This is a genomic window from Falsibacillus pallidus (assembly GCF_050990905.1).
GTDB lineage: Bacteria > Bacillota > Bacilli > Bacillales > DSM-25281 > Falsibacillus > Falsibacillus pallidus_A.
This window is the reverse complement of record NZ_CP158866.1, coordinates 1750341-1763659: the sequence shown is the minus strand read 5'-3', so window position 1 is coordinate 1763659 and position 13319 is coordinate 1750341. Positions and strand designations below refer to the sequence as shown.

Genomic DNA, 13319 nt, shown 5'->3' with positions numbered 1-13319 from the left:
AATTTTCCACATGAGACATAGAAAAAAATGTTATCATGGTAAAAAAAGGATGGATTCTGGTGAAAAAAATAGTTGCCGTTATAACTTTTGGTTTTCTTATAATACTCGGTCTATTTCTATACTTTTCCTCTATTCCTCTCATCACAGATTCATACGATCAAATCACAATTAAAGAAATGAATGGATCTGAAAAAATAATTAGTGACTCCGCAACGATTGATTCCATCGTCCAAAGCATCAATCAACATCCACGTCGCCTTGCATTATTCCATTCTAATTTTGAAGACGATTCTGAAAAGCACAGCCTGGTCAAGTTCCAAAAAGGCAAAAAGCATATAATGATGGATTATGTACCCTCAAAAGGCATCCTTTATTATGGCCGCTGGAAAATCCACTATTTAAAGTATGCTTTCAGTCCTCTAAAATAAGCTCTTTATAATAAAGAATAGTAGCATCCTTTTTCCCATCTGGTGATAGTGCAAATCCCGGGATCCTTCCTGCACGGCAGTATTGCATGGATACATATAAACCATTGGAGGGGTCTCCTTCCCTTGTATCCAATACAATCAAAGACCTGTTTTCTCTTTTCACTGCTGCCTCTGCTGCTTCCATTAAGTTGCGTGCAATGCCTTTTCGACGAAAATCAGGATGCACCATTAACTTTCTAATTTCTGCCCGATGGATTCCATTTGGCTTTTGCTCCAAATAGACCTGGTTCGTACCGGCCAATTCACCATCTATCTTAGCGATGAATAGGAGAACTTCTGGGATCAATGCGTTCTCCCAATATTCTTCTGCCTCTCTCAGCGGTAATAAAGGAAGAAAGCCAATCGACGCCCCATTATCAACCACGTCTTTTAAAAGAATGGCCAGATCAGCTTTCACCTCTTGAATGGCTGTTAATTCAACGATTTCCATAGCTTCATCCTCACTCAAACCTTTATCCGGCTCTTCTCAACCCATCTTTTCCTCGCAGCACGCTTAACAAAATCGCTTCTTTTCGCATAGATCTCAATGACATCTTTGATCTCCTCCGCCAGATAACGGTCATTCCTATTGTGAGCCAGAGATGGATAACCTGATCCTCTTTGCAGATAATCAGAACTTGCGACGCGATACCATCTTTCTTCCTCAACAGGTTCATTGCCAATGGTCATATGCAAAATCTTCTTCCCATCATGGATGATGGCTGCTCCTGATACGTGCAGCCTCCCAACAAAACGACCTCTGAACCCCGGCCCCCGGCCATCTGCCATGCAAACTTGTGAATCAAGCGAGTCCTCCAATGCTTTCAATAAATCCTTTCCCTGAATCTCAAAATAAGTCGGATTCAGTGGGGATGGGCATGTTTCAATTAATTTCTTGCGAGAAATAAATCCAAAAGCACCAGCATTCACAATCCCGCTATTGATCAATCCTAGATCTGCCCCAAGCATATCCCTCAAACCATCAGCAATCAGATTGGAAATTGGATTTTCCTCAATCACATCGTGCCAAAGGGGCTCATCAAGCGAGTAAAGCGGCTTGCTCAGAATTTCCACTGCCATTTCTTTATTTTTTTGAAGAATGGAAAGGATGCTTTCATCCCCTTCAAAATCTTTCGTTTCAATCATTTTCGAGTCAATCAGAGAAACGCCAGCCTCTGTCACTTCAATTTCAATAACCCCGACGTGCTCCCCGTAGTTTCCTGCACTGTTCCAGATGATTCCTTCATGAACTTTCACTTCTGGAAAAAGCTGATGGTCGTGGGCGGAAAGAATGACATCAATCCCATCCAATTTCCCTATCAATTCAAAGTCAGCAAATGTTCCCACATGGTTCAAAATGATGCCGACATCATACAGCCCTTTATTTTTCTCCAACTCCTCCTGGATTGCCCTTTTAAAATCGGTCATGTGGATGCCGAGGCCATCACAGAAAACACCCATATCAGGCGAGGTGCCTGTAATAAAGAATCGAATGCCATCCTTTTCAATAATCGTACTTGATAACAGCCCTTTTATACTGGTGCGGTCTTTTCGGGACAAATTGGCGCTAATGAATGGAATCCTGCCATCCGACGCCATATGTTCTAGTGTATCGACCCCATTGAACATCTCATTATTCCCGACAGTCAGTGCATCATAGCCAGCTTCGGTCAAGAGTTCGATGGCAGCGATGCCCCTTGTTCCCTGCAGTTCAATACTTTTAAAGTCAGCAAAATCTCCTCCGTCCAATAGGAGGGTATGTTCATTTTTCTCTTTCTTAATGACTGTCACGGCCTTGGCAAATGCCTCAAAGTGGCTATGCAGATCATTTGTATGTATGATTTTAAACCTCATGTTCAGACTCCTTGTCATTGGATTTGTTTTCCACTTACAACGATTCGCTAAAATAAATCATATTTCCTCTTTCTTACTGTCAAATATCATTATCCAATTATTCTGAAAAATGATAGAATAGTAGCATCAAGGAGGTGGTTACTGTGTTCAAACGTATCTTGCTGGCATCCGACGGTTCAAAACATGCCCAAAGAGCTGCAAAAACAGCAGCAGCTCTCGGAAACCTTGCTCAATCCGCTGTAACTGTGCTGTATGTAATTGACAGTTCAGCCTCTAAATCGGATGTTCTTTCTAAAGGAAGCAAAGAAGCTGTTCAAGCAGAAAGAGAAAGGAAGCTTGCATCCACCTGTGAAATACTTAATGAAAATAGTGTTCATTTTCAAACAGAATTTGTACGGGGAGATCCAGGACCATCCATCGTAGAATTTGCCAATAAAAATGGATATGACCTCTTGATTGTCGGCAGCAGGGGATTGAACAGCCTTCAGGAAATGGTTCTTGGAAGCGTCAGCCATAAAGTGGCCAAACGGGTAAACTGCCCTGTGATGATCGTGAAATGACTTCTGACGGGGGAATCCTCCCCCTAAGAACTTTATTCTGATATTAATTCACTCAACAAAATCCCCTTCTTGCCTACTTGCCACGTTTTATCATTTTGAAGATCTTTGATAATCCCACTTTCAAAAGAAAAGCAGAATCTATCAGCAAAGTTCCTATTAATCGTAAAATACACTTCCTTATCACCTGGAAGAAAAATCAGAGAGAGCTGTGTTGGAAAATCTCCGTCTGATTGACACACTTGTTTCAATGCCTCAAATCCTTTATCAAGCGAAAAATTATTTTCGTCCTCATTTAGATAATTTTTAACGGTCTGATACCGATCCATCCCTGGCTCAGAAGTAGAATAGTTGGAATCTGATTGAGATAGAGGAAAGTTTGTCAGTACTTGCACTTTTCCCCCGCCAGCATCTATACGATCTCTTCCCGGAGATACAATGTAGGTTTCTTCCTGAGGGGTGCATAGCAAACTATGTACGCTGTGCCCAGGGACATTAACAATGCTCTTTTCACTCAAGAACTCTTCTAGATTAATAGAATCCAATTTACCGGATAGTACTTCATCAAACAGTCTGATGATATGAACGACATTCTTCCCTCTTCGATAGTTCCCCTCTTCATTTCCTTCTACCATCTGAAGATTCATGAAAGCACCATTTTGATTCATTCCAAAAGCAGGCAGAAATGTTCCACTTTCTCTTTGAAAAATAGTCAATCGTCCATCATTCGTATGTGTAAACTTAATTGGCCGATCCCCAATATCAAAATTCATGCCTATGAATCTTTTTTCTGCATTCAAAACAAAGCTCGTACACATATAACCACTTCCTACTTTTCAAATTTTGGAATTACAGCAGCACCACATGTTTTTTCATAGAATTCAATTGGACCTGCCCCTCCTATGACTGCGTACTCATAATTCATGCTAAACATCTTTTGAAGGCATGATAGTAAAAGGTTCTTGCCCATGCCGCTTTGACGACTTTCAGGCAAAACTCCCATCGGCCCAAAATAGCCCTTCTTTTTCTCATAGGCATCAAAGGCTGCAAACCCGATATAATCCCCTTTTTCGTTTTCTGCCAAAAAGACGGTCGGAACTTCTGATTCCATTCCATTTTCTACTGTTTTTGCCCAATCAACTGAAAAATGATCCTTTACAAACGCACAGATTTTTTCCTTTTCTTCATTTCTAGCTCTTCTTATAAAGGAATCGTCAAATGATTTATCCATGATGGATGGCAGGCTGACGATCAAGTCCCTTGCAGTGGTTCCGTGGAAAATCAGTAATTCCTTCTGTTCTTTGGTAAGCAAATGATCTACTTCACCTGACAACAGGAGTGCTTTAAGCACATGCCCTTCATTTAATAGAAGCTGTCCATACCTTTCTTTCAATCCGTTAGCTTTTAAAAAGAGTTCCTGAACAGAAGAGGAGACCTCAATTCCAAAACTTTGGTGAACAAGTCCCTCTCCCTTTGGTTTTTTCATCCCTTTTTTTAAGCTCTCAAGATGAAATTCTCCTTTTAAAAATATCTCTCCAAAAACACCGGTCCTCTCCATCAAAAACCCAGCCAATAGATGGTCAGGCCCAACTATCAAACATTCGTTTTTAAACGCTTCTGTTTCTGCATTTCCAATGATTCTTTTTAACCGATCTGTCATTTCCCAACGTTCAGTGGCCACTTACTTTCCTCCTTTGTACCTGATGCTGTAATTCCTCAACCCTTCCAATCTCCCTTTATAATCAAATACTCCTTTTTGGATCAAATGGCGCACCCGATATTCGTAAAATCCATCTCCAACATATTGTTCAATCTGACCAATGGCTTCTCCTACCAAGCGGGCAGCCTTCATATATTCCTTATTTTCTGCTGCCATTTCAACCAACCTATTATCAAAATAATCTTCCTCAACCGCAATGATTTCTGAGGACTCCCAAATTCTGAGAATGTACTCTCTTTTGTTTAGTTCTCTCCACTCTTGTATAAAGCCGTTCTTCTCCTCTTCTGTCAACCTTTCATTCGTTTCTTCCCATAAGTGAACCATATCCTCAGGTAAAATCTCACCCGAATGAAGAAATGTGTAGGTTACCCCGGGAGTTTTGCAGTGCTTGTTATAAGCTTGGGTGGTATTGACTATGAAGATTTCGTTGGAATGATCCATTAATAAAGACAGGACAAATCTCAGACCAGTCTGTTCATGCGCGTTTTCTCCGGTCCAAATGATTATGGATTCATGAGGCTGAATTTCGTTGATGGAGTGAATGCAATCGAGGATTGAGTCTAAATAGGCTTCCACAGAAAAAGGGTCAATAGATTCATGGTATAGATGATCCTGTAACCATATCCCCCTTCGTTCAATACCTTCCTTGCCATCTAAATCTCTAATGGGTCCATATGCCAAGTTTGTGGGGAAATAAATGATGGACTGTCCTTCCTTGCCTCCACTAGTAAAACCAAAACGCAGGGATGCTGCAGGTGATTCTCCAAATAAAATATGTACGCTCATCTTTCTCTCCTTTGAATCAATTTCAACCATTATACAATATTTTCTAGTATTTTAACCCTTTTTATTGAAAATTCGATCATCTGAAGCTATAATGATAATATCGAACAAACGTTCTTAAACGGAGGCTTCTATGAAAAAGACCGCACTAATCATCATCGATGTACAAAACGCAATGTTTCAGGAAAGAGATCCAGTATTTAATGGACATAACTTGCTGGATCAGCTTCGAAATCTGCTTAATAAAGCACGTTCTTCAGGCTGTCACGTTTTCTATGTTCAACATAATGGCAAAGAAGGTCACCCGCTGGCCACCGGCAGTAAGGGCTGGGAAATCCATCCTGCCGTTTCCCCTCGTAAACAAGACATTATTATTCAGAAAGATACACCTGACAGCTTCCATAACACAAATCTGGAAGTTGAACTTAAGAAGAAAAACGTGGAACATCTCTTTTTAGCAGGGATCCAGAGCGAGGTTTGCGTGGACACGACCTGCAGGCGTGCATTCAGTCTAAAATACGACGTCACACTTGTCTCTGATGCCCACAGTACATGGCCTGGAAGCGGATTGAGTGCGCAGCAGATCATCGATCATCACAACCAAACGTTAAGATGGTTTGCAAGAGTTGCGCCTTTAAGTCAAATAGAATTCATCTAATCATTATTTTTGTAATAAATGCTATAATCCGTCCATTTGCCATCTTCCATTGAGAAGCCTTTTCTGATGCATTCAAATTGGAAGCCCACACGTTCTGCCAAGCGGATGGACGGAAAATTATCAGGACGAATATGCAATTCAATCCGATGATAGCCTAATGTATCAAAAAATATTTTCCTGGCTGCTTCAACACTTTCTACACCATAGCCCCTCTTCCAAAATTGATTATGGAGGGAATACCCCATCATCGCCCAATGATAGTCCATCCTTAATATACGAACAAATTCCACTTTGCCTACATTGGCCCCATCTTCTTTGCGAAAAATGCCGAGATGATACATTTCATCTCTTTCAGCAGATTCTTTAAATCCCGCAATCCATTTCTCGAACCAATCTTTTGTGGCATGGGGCATTTCTCGGAAACCATCATCATACTTATATTGAGATGGCTTTCTTTTATCAAAACCCTTCCGCCATTCTTCATAATCCTCTTTTTTAAATGGTCTAATGATTAAACGCTGTGTTTCTGCAAAAAGTTCATTTGATTTCATAAAAATAGCCCCTATCCTACATCCTCTTGAAAGGATGATGATTGTGAGTTTCCTTAGTCATTATGTAAAAAGAAAAAAGCTTTTTTTAGGAGCTTCCTTTATAAAGCCACAAATTCCTATTGATTATGATTCCCATACCGAAAAACATGATCGCAATAGGGACATTGAAAAATACTTTCGACCATCCTGTTTACCCATATTGAACAATCGGATTGACACTTTATCTTTTTTTGATCCTTACTATGAGAAGAAAACTTCGCAGATTACCGTACCAGCAAATTTGCTCACTTCTCCCAAAGAAACCATATTGAATTACTTCAGCATCCTTAGAGAAGCAGAAAACTTAACGGCAAAAAAACTTGGGGGATGCGGGACAGTCGGATTTGCCAAAATCCCGTTCCCGCTTGCCTATCAATTTTTCACACGTGAGTACCAAAAACAGATGCCCTATCGTTCCTACTTGAAATCTTTTGAAGGAATCGGGCATACTAATCTACTAAAACTTGAAAAAGTTCCTACTGTTGAAGAAAGCCGCTGGTTTATTGAATTGGAAACAATTGAAGGTAGTGATAAACTCTCGACCAACTTCGCCTATTATTACGGTTTTATAGAAATACAGAAAGATAAATCCCTTTTCAAAATTAGCAGAATCACACTCTATCCTGAAGATTTTCTATGTGCAGCATATCATGGATGGGACCACGATGCTGAAGCAGTAGTTGACATTAAGTTCGGTGAATGGTGCGGACTGATTAAAAAAAGGATGCCGACAAAGAAAGATGGATTCGTGAAAACCATTGAAGTAATCGGAAAAGATGGCAGTGACTATAAATTCATCTTTTTCCAATTGACTAATGATACAGATGTCCTTATTTCTCAATATAAAAGAAAACCAGGTGGATCATGGGAACTCTCCAACCTCGATCCTGAATCCTGCCTAAAAAACAAAACAAGCACATGACTGCTTTAAATTCGACAAACATACTGATATCTCCTCTGTATCACCCTGCTTTGATTTGCTTGGTTATGAACTCTTGCAAGAAGAGGAACACTCCCCATCCACCAACACCAAGTATAATGGAGAATACTAGAGGAATAGAGTTCTTGAGGCAAATAAAGACAATGAAAAGAAGAGCAGCTGTTGCCGGAAAACCGATTAAAACTCCAAAAGCAAACTGGCTAAGCTCTGCATTTTTCTCGCCTTGAACCGATAGCCATATCATGCTTAATAAGCTGACAAGCGGCAGCGCTGCAACGATGCCTCCATATGCAGGGAACCTCCTGGCAACTTCAGTGACTACTCCAATCACTGCTGCCGAAATCATTACTTTGAAAAAGATGTACATTGCTTTGCCTCCTTGCTCAAAAGTTCAAATGCGGAAAGGACCAAATCTCGTTCTTCCTTATTCAAGTTGGATAAGATCTTTGATAATTTTCCTTCATCAAGCTTTGAATTTCTGTGGAGAACTTCTTTTCCTTCCTTCGTCAAGAATAGCACCGTGCGCCTTTCATCATCTCTGTGCTTCTTTTTTTCGATATATTTCTTCTCAATCAATCTTTTTACATGTTCAGAAGCCGTATTCGGCGACAGCCTCATCCATTCGGCAATGTTCCCAACTCCAGGTTCCTTCCCTTTCTCCACATGCTGCAGGATGCGGATCATTTGGTGTGTCACCTTATCTGTATGAGCATAATGAAGATGATAGTAAATTTCCGACCAGTACTCATTAATTTCACTTGCTTTAAATTTCAAGATATTCGCCCCTCTTTTATATCGTATTATACGATATATTATGGCGGTTCTCCCCATTTATATCAAGACAAAAAAAACAGCCCCGGGCTGCTTTTTCTACTTGGTTAATTTACTTGACCACCGAGTTGCGATATCATCCTTTAATTGACCAATAATGCTGCTTAAATTCTTCTCGTTTTTCCAGACCGTTCCCCAAACATCATCATTTTCAAGCAGAATCCCCATGAACCAGATCCGTCTTAACGTAACGAATTTGCCGATCATTTGAACGTCTGCTTCATTAATTGTCCTAATAGATTGATAACCTTCCAGGAATCCAGCCCAGCCCTCTTTTTCCATGGATGGATAGTTATTAAGTAAGTTCCATAAGAAAACAGCAAGATCATAGGAACGGTACCCAAGAGCGCCACAGTCGAAATCAAAAGCTTCCAATCGGTTATCCTTCACATGCATATTGAAATTGTGAAAATCCCCATGGCAAAATCCATACTCAAGATTCGGTGCACTAAGTTCTTTCAAAATAGTTTCTACAGTATCTTTAAGAAACTCTTCTTCTTCACTTAATCCAAATTGACGGAATGCTGCTTGAATTCTCTCATATGGTTCCGTTGCTAAATGTTTTTGATCCAGTTGAAAGGACCTAGCGTGATTTGGGTGGAAATCATCCCAAGCGGAATGAATTTTTGCCAAACCTTCCCCTATTAATCGGCAGTTCACGGCTGAAATTTCTGGGCGATCACCTTCAGAAAAAGTAAACAATACTCCATATCTCATCCCCTCAGGTGCATTAATGGCTGTAAGATACTCGCCATCTTGTCTCGGGACTGGAGTGGAAACAGCAATCCCTTTCTTTTGAAGATGAAGAATGCCTTCCAATTCAAACAGAATGTCAGACTTTGATCTCCAATTTTTACGGTACACTCTGAATATGTATTTTTCTGAATCCGACTGGACGAAATAAGAATCATTCAATCCCTTGGTCAAAAAATGACATGCAGCTACTTCTCCTATTTCATAATCTGCCATCATTTCACGAATCGATTGATTGTCTACCAATGAATGTTTTACTGAAATTGTATACATATGAAATCTCCTATAAATCATTTAGTTTGAACCCACTATTAAAAAGTTCGACTTTCCTTGTTTAATCTCCTTTTTTCAAAAAAGGGTGTTCAAAACCCATTGGCTGGGATAACATTAATAAAAAGGAAAAATTTTCTACTTAGAGGAGATTCCTAAAGTGAAAAATAAAAAATGGAAATATGTTTTGCTTTGTCTGGCATTATGGTTCGTCGTAATTGGACTAAAAATATATGACATTTATAGAGTAAAAGGTTTAGATGAAGCTATTTCCTTTGAAAAAAGAGACATGATATATATGGGGTTTACAAAGGACAGAAGATTAGTCAAGGATAACCAGTTTTATGAATGGACTACAAAAGATCCTGATACTGCTGCGGATTTGATGGACTTTCTGAGTCAGTACAAAGTAAAAAAGGAACCTGAAGGAGGTTTTATCAATCATTTAAATGAAGGTGAATACTTTGAATTGAATATATCTAATCGAAAAGGAAAGGCAATTATAGTGCATTTTCTTGAAAATGATGTACATGTTTTTGTTGGCCATTATTACAAAGTACTGAATGGCCCAATCGACATGGATTGGATAAAGGAGTTTTCCGACAAACATAAGGAAGAAGGATTTTTGAGTGATTAATAGTATGCAAGAATTTCAATTTATCAGATTTCAAAATGAGTTGGATGATTTAGTTTCTTTTTTGACGAATAATACTTGGAAATTCCACTCCAATCCCACACCAGTCAAGGAGCAGATTGTGGAACAATACCATAATGGATGGTATCAGGATGACAGGGAAGCTTTTTGGATTGTACACGAAGAGGAAAAAATCGGACTACTAATCATCCACGATATTAATGACACCATCCCATTGTTTGATATTCGGCTTAGAAACAACTTGAGAGGAAAAGGCATTGGAACGAAAGCTGTCAGTTGGATGGTGGACTATATTTTCAGATTGCCTGATAAGAAAATAAGAATTGAGGCTTATACCAGAAGCGACAACCTGCCAATGAGAAAGACGCTTTATAAATGCGGATTTGTTAAAGAAGGTTATTTACGAAGCGCATGGGAAAATAGTGATGGAACTGTAAATGACTCGATATGCTATGCGAACATTCGGTCTGATTGGGAAAACAAGAAGACTACTCCAATTAGATTAGAAGACTTCCCGTTTTGAAATAAAAGAGGAAAAGTATGTTCATTATTATATCCCTTTCTGAAATTCAAGAAATAAACAATATGAGAAGGGCATATTCCTCCAAGAATATACCCTAATTCACTATGCGTTGAAGTGTTTTACAAATTTGATTTTTCCAGTTAAGTAGTATATCAAGTATCCCACTACATTTAATAAAGCAAATGCCAGCACCCATCCGGCATTTAATCGTTTTTGATGATAGGCATTCACAATTGCCCAAATAGCAAACAACGTCCACCACATGGCTCCTCCAACAAAGGACACCAGCACCGCCAGTTTATCAAATGTCCGCGTCTGCATCATGACAAACCATTGTTCATCTCCATTTCCATATGGATAGGATTCAGCAAAAAGCCATTTCGGCGTCCATACTTGGCGCTCATATTGATATACAGGTGTCTCTCCTTTCAGGATTCCCCCTGATTCAGCATTGAAGCTTTTATCAGGATAAATCGCCACTTCGGATATATTTTCAGAGTCATTGATTTTATCTTGAATAGCAGCCTGCATCTCATTTGTAATCGATTTTTTCCCCTCTATTATTCTAGCGATGTCGGCTGCTATCATGGACTGGTCATCCATATGATCATTTTCTTCTTTCAACAAAAATGAAAATGTGATTGCAGAAAGGCATAGGACTGAGATAGCCACATAGAGGATCCACTTTGCAAATACCCTCTGTGCTTTGAAAAGCTGGCTGACAACCGAACGCATCTCATCCTCCCCGCCAAATCGTTCGATTGCCGTTTTGACCGCTTCCTCTTCTGCCATCCCTCCCCTTTTCAACTCATCGACTGCCTCCAAAAGATGGGCTTTCATTTCGGTCTTTAATTCCTGTATTTCTTTTCGATTGCCACTTGCCTGATGGTACACAGCATCTACGAATAAATCAATTTGTTTCATTATTGATCTCCCTCCCCTAAAAATGAGTCCATCAATTGCTTGACGAATGCCCATTCCTTTCGTTTTTCCGTGAACCCTTCTTCTCCCATCGGTGTCACTCGATAATATTTCCGCCTACCCCCGGGTCCTTGTTCATCACCCCAGTAGGATTCAATCCATTCATTTTTCTCAAGCCTTTTCAAAGAAAGATAAAGTGTACCTTCTTTTAATTCAAATTGATCTTTGCTTCGTTCGCGGACGAGCTTCGCTAATTCATATCCATATAAATCTTTCTTTAAAAGGAGCGCTAAAATGATTGTATCGATGTGCCCCTTTAAGACCTCTTTATTTACTTCCAAAAATTCCACCCCCTGGAAATAATATAATTTATATTACTCTATAATGCAAGGTATTTAGTAAAATAAAAATCCAACCCATTGTAGTATGGATTGGAATATATCGTTTCTAAGACCAATGCAAAGGGTATTTGATCCCTGGCGGAAGTTTAGTCTTACTGTCGCCTTTGGCAGCATTGATTTGAACTTGTGTCAGAAACAGGCTTTTGCTGAAGTCAGCACCTCTCACATCAGCATCACGCATATCTGCACCAATCATTTCTGCCATGCGGAAGTCTGAATCTCTAAGATCTGCGGCAATTAGATAGGCTCCTCTAAAATTTGCTCCCCTAAAATCAGAAGTCTTTAAATTTTTACCCATTAAATCTGCACTCCGGAAATTCATCTTCTTTTTTGGATTTAGATGATAAATTTCTAGAGCTTCCTTCCTCACCTGTTCACCTGCCCTTACCAGCAGCTCATTCACTCGGAATCGATGTAAAACAACATCAATTCGGAGAATATCTTCAGATTCCTCCAATGTCAATGCTTCTGTCTCTTTACTCATGTTTAATAAATCTGCATGTATTTTCCGGCATGCTTCAATAGATAGAGCTTCATTCAAATACCAAAGCATCTCGTGGAGCTGGTGCACGACAGGGAAAACTTTGAACATCATTTCTGCTTTTTCGGATGTTTCTCTCCAGGATTCCCCTGCAAACGTGAATTGAGAAACTTTTTGTCCTGCCCCAAAGCATTCAAATACTGTACATCCTTTATACCCATTTTCTCTTAAGTCCCCATGAATGCTGCATCGGTAATCTTTTTGTAGATTAGAGCACGGTTCACCGCCATCTTTATTACATGGAAAATCAGCTGATTTCCCAAATGGCAATGCTACGCAGCACAAACCAAAGCAATTTTCACAATCTGCCCGCAACTGGGTTACCTCTTTTAGTTTCATTAAATAGTGCACTTCCTTTTAATTCTTCCAAATTAGCACATCTATAATACTAGCATAAAATCCCTTTTTATCCTGTGCAAATCATTATGATATTTCCATCTGGATCCACAACTTGAAAATATGAAAAATCATCAAACCGGACAATTTCTGAAACAATTAGATATCCCAGCTCTTTAACATAGTCGTACCCACGATTGATATCATCTGTATGAAAGTTAAAGATGGGATATGGACTTGGATTCAGCTTTTTCTTCATCCCCTTCGGACCAGCATCCAACGTTAATCCGGTGTGACTATCAATTTCAATATTGTAGACCGGTGGATGAATATCCTGCTCGCGGATACGAAGGCTGAGCAATCGGCTGTACCATCTGACAGATTCATGGAGATTAGAAACATGGACAAAAACGGTATTCATTTTGTTTAAGATAGGATTTTTCATAAGAAGCACGCTCCATTTCATTTAATTTTCATCTAATTAAACGAGTTTTAACGAAAAAATTATACGCGGGATTA

General features: G+C 39.5%; 19 protein-coding genes. 6 read left to right on the top strand and 13 right to left on the bottom strand.

The annotated features are described in order from the left end of the window. Positions 1-59: 59 nt before the first annotated feature. Positions 60-428: a hypothetical protein gene (locus ABTV07_RS09280; RefSeq protein ID WP_433750371.1), complete on the top strand. Its 369-nt coding sequence runs from the start codon at positions 60-62 to the stop codon at positions 426-428. Here ABTV07_RS09280 and ABTV07_RS09275 read toward each other — a convergent pair. Both ABTV07_RS09275 and ABTV07_RS09270 read right to left on the bottom strand, forming a co-directional pair. Beyond that, positions 412-918: a GNAT family N-acetyltransferase gene (locus ABTV07_RS09275; protein WP_433750368.1), complete on the bottom strand. Its 507-nt coding sequence runs from the start codon at positions 916-918 to the stop codon at positions 412-414. The two genes, ABTV07_RS09280 and ABTV07_RS09275, sit on opposite strands and share 17 nt — an antisense overlap. Positions 919-932: 14 nt before the next feature. Next, complete coding sequence (locus tag ABTV07_RS09270; RefSeq protein WP_433750366.1) at positions 933-2321, bottom strand: bifunctional metallophosphatase/5'-nucleotidase; 1389 nt, start codon at positions 2319-2321, stop codon at positions 933-935. 143 nt (positions 2322-2464) lie between these two features. On the opposite strand from ABTV07_RS09270, the gene ABTV07_RS09265 reads away from it, so the two are divergent. Beyond that, on the top strand, positions 2465-2881 hold the full coding sequence (locus ABTV07_RS09265; protein ID WP_433750363.1) for a universal stress protein: 417 nt from the start codon (positions 2465-2467) through the stop codon (positions 2879-2881). A gap of 32 nt (positions 2882-2913) precedes the next feature. On the opposite strand, the gene ABTV07_RS09260 is transcribed toward ABTV07_RS09265, so the two are convergent. Genes ABTV07_RS09260 through ABTV07_RS09250 form a run of 3 tightly spaced genes read right to left on the bottom strand, consistent with a single transcriptional unit; the run spans position 2914 to position 5384 of the window. Beyond that, on the bottom strand, positions 2914-3696 hold the full coding sequence (locus tag ABTV07_RS09260) for a hypothetical protein (RefSeq protein ID WP_433750360.1): 783 nt from the start codon (positions 3694-3696) through the stop codon (positions 2914-2916). An 11-nt stretch (positions 3697-3707) separates the two neighbouring features. Further along, positions 3708-4559: a GNAT family N-acetyltransferase gene (locus ABTV07_RS09255; RefSeq protein WP_433750358.1), complete on the bottom strand. Its 852-nt coding sequence runs from the start codon at positions 4557-4559 to the stop codon at positions 3708-3710. Then, positions 4560-5384 carry a DUF1835 domain-containing protein gene (locus ABTV07_RS09250; RefSeq protein ID WP_433750355.1) on the bottom strand — a complete coding sequence of 275 codons (825 nt, stop codon included), beginning with the start codon at positions 5382-5384 and terminating at the stop codon, positions 4560-4562. A gap of 130 nt (positions 5385-5514) precedes the next feature. On the opposite strand from ABTV07_RS09250, the gene ABTV07_RS09245 reads away from it, so the two are divergent. Beyond that, positions 5515-6039 (top strand): cysteine hydrolase family protein, encoded by a 525-nt coding sequence (locus ABTV07_RS09245; protein ID WP_433750352.1) that lies wholly within the window; start codon positions 5515-5517, stop codon positions 6037-6039. Here ABTV07_RS09245 and ABTV07_RS09240 read toward each other — a convergent pair. Continuing rightward, complete coding sequence (locus ABTV07_RS09240) at positions 6036-6590, bottom strand: GNAT family N-acetyltransferase (protein ID WP_433750349.1); 555 nt, start codon at positions 6588-6590, stop codon at positions 6036-6038. The two genes, ABTV07_RS09245 and ABTV07_RS09240, sit on opposite strands and share 4 nt — an antisense overlap. 307 nt (positions 6591-6897) lie before the next feature. Between ABTV07_RS09240 and ABTV07_RS09235 the strand changes: the two genes are divergently transcribed. Beyond that, positions 6898-7551 (top strand): hypothetical protein, encoded by a 654-nt coding sequence (locus tag ABTV07_RS09235; RefSeq protein ID WP_433750348.1) that lies wholly within the window; start codon positions 6898-6900, stop codon positions 7549-7551. 40 nt (positions 7552-7591) lie between these two features. On the opposite strand, the gene ABTV07_RS09230 is transcribed toward ABTV07_RS09235, so the two are convergent. From ABTV07_RS09230 to ABTV07_RS09220, 3 genes are all read right to left on the bottom strand, one after another. Further along, complete coding sequence (locus ABTV07_RS09230; protein WP_433750345.1) at positions 7592-7936, bottom strand: DUF3147 family protein; 345 nt, start codon at positions 7934-7936, stop codon at positions 7592-7594. Continuing rightward, positions 7915-8343 (bottom strand): MarR family winged helix-turn-helix transcriptional regulator, encoded by a 429-nt coding sequence (locus tag ABTV07_RS09225; protein WP_433750342.1) that lies wholly within the window; start codon positions 8341-8343, stop codon positions 7915-7917. Before ABTV07_RS09225 ends, ABTV07_RS09230 begins: the two co-directional genes overlap by 22 nt. Positions 8344-8439: 96 nt before the next feature. Then, a complete protein-coding gene (locus ABTV07_RS09220) occupies positions 8440-9426 on the bottom strand; it encodes a phosphotransferase enzyme family protein (RefSeq protein ID WP_433750339.1) in 987 nt (328 codons plus the stop codon). 157 nt (positions 9427-9583) lie between these two features. On the opposite strand from ABTV07_RS09220, the gene ABTV07_RS09215 reads away from it, so the two are divergent. Both ABTV07_RS09215 and ABTV07_RS09210 read left to right on the top strand, forming a co-directional pair. Next, a complete protein-coding gene (locus ABTV07_RS09215) occupies positions 9584-10060 on the top strand; it encodes a hypothetical protein (RefSeq protein WP_433750337.1) in 477 nt (158 codons plus the stop codon). Further along, entirely contained in the window at positions 10053-10601 is a 549-nt protein-coding gene (locus tag ABTV07_RS09210; protein ID WP_433750334.1) for a GNAT family N-acetyltransferase, read from the top strand. Before ABTV07_RS09215 ends, ABTV07_RS09210 begins: the two co-directional genes overlap by 8 nt. A gap of 102 nt (positions 10602-10703) precedes the next feature. On the opposite strand, the gene ABTV07_RS09205 is transcribed toward ABTV07_RS09210, so the two are convergent. The 4 genes from ABTV07_RS09205 to ABTV07_RS09190 all read right to left on the bottom strand — a co-directional run bounded on the left by ABTV07_RS09205 (position 10704) and on the right by ABTV07_RS09190 (position 13245). Then, the gene (locus ABTV07_RS09205; protein WP_433750332.1) at positions 10704-11525 is read right to left on the bottom strand and encodes a permease prefix domain 1-containing protein; all 822 of its coding nucleotides are present in this window, start codon (positions 11523-11525) and stop codon (positions 10704-10706) included. Continuing rightward, positions 11525-11863: a PadR family transcriptional regulator gene (locus tag ABTV07_RS09200; RefSeq protein WP_433750329.1), complete on the bottom strand. Its 339-nt coding sequence runs from the start codon at positions 11861-11863 to the stop codon at positions 11525-11527. Before ABTV07_RS09200 ends, ABTV07_RS09205 begins: the two co-directional genes overlap by 1 nt. A gap of 106 nt (positions 11864-11969) precedes the next feature. Next, a complete protein-coding gene (locus ABTV07_RS09195; protein ID WP_433750327.1) occupies positions 11970-12803 on the bottom strand; it encodes a pentapeptide repeat-containing protein in 834 nt (277 codons plus the stop codon). Positions 12804-12870: 67 nt separating this feature from the next. After that, positions 12871-13245, bottom strand: a complete 375-nt coding sequence (locus tag ABTV07_RS09190) for a VOC family protein (protein WP_433750324.1) — start codon at positions 13243-13245, stop codon at positions 12871-12873. Positions 13246-13319: the final 74 nt, after the last annotated feature.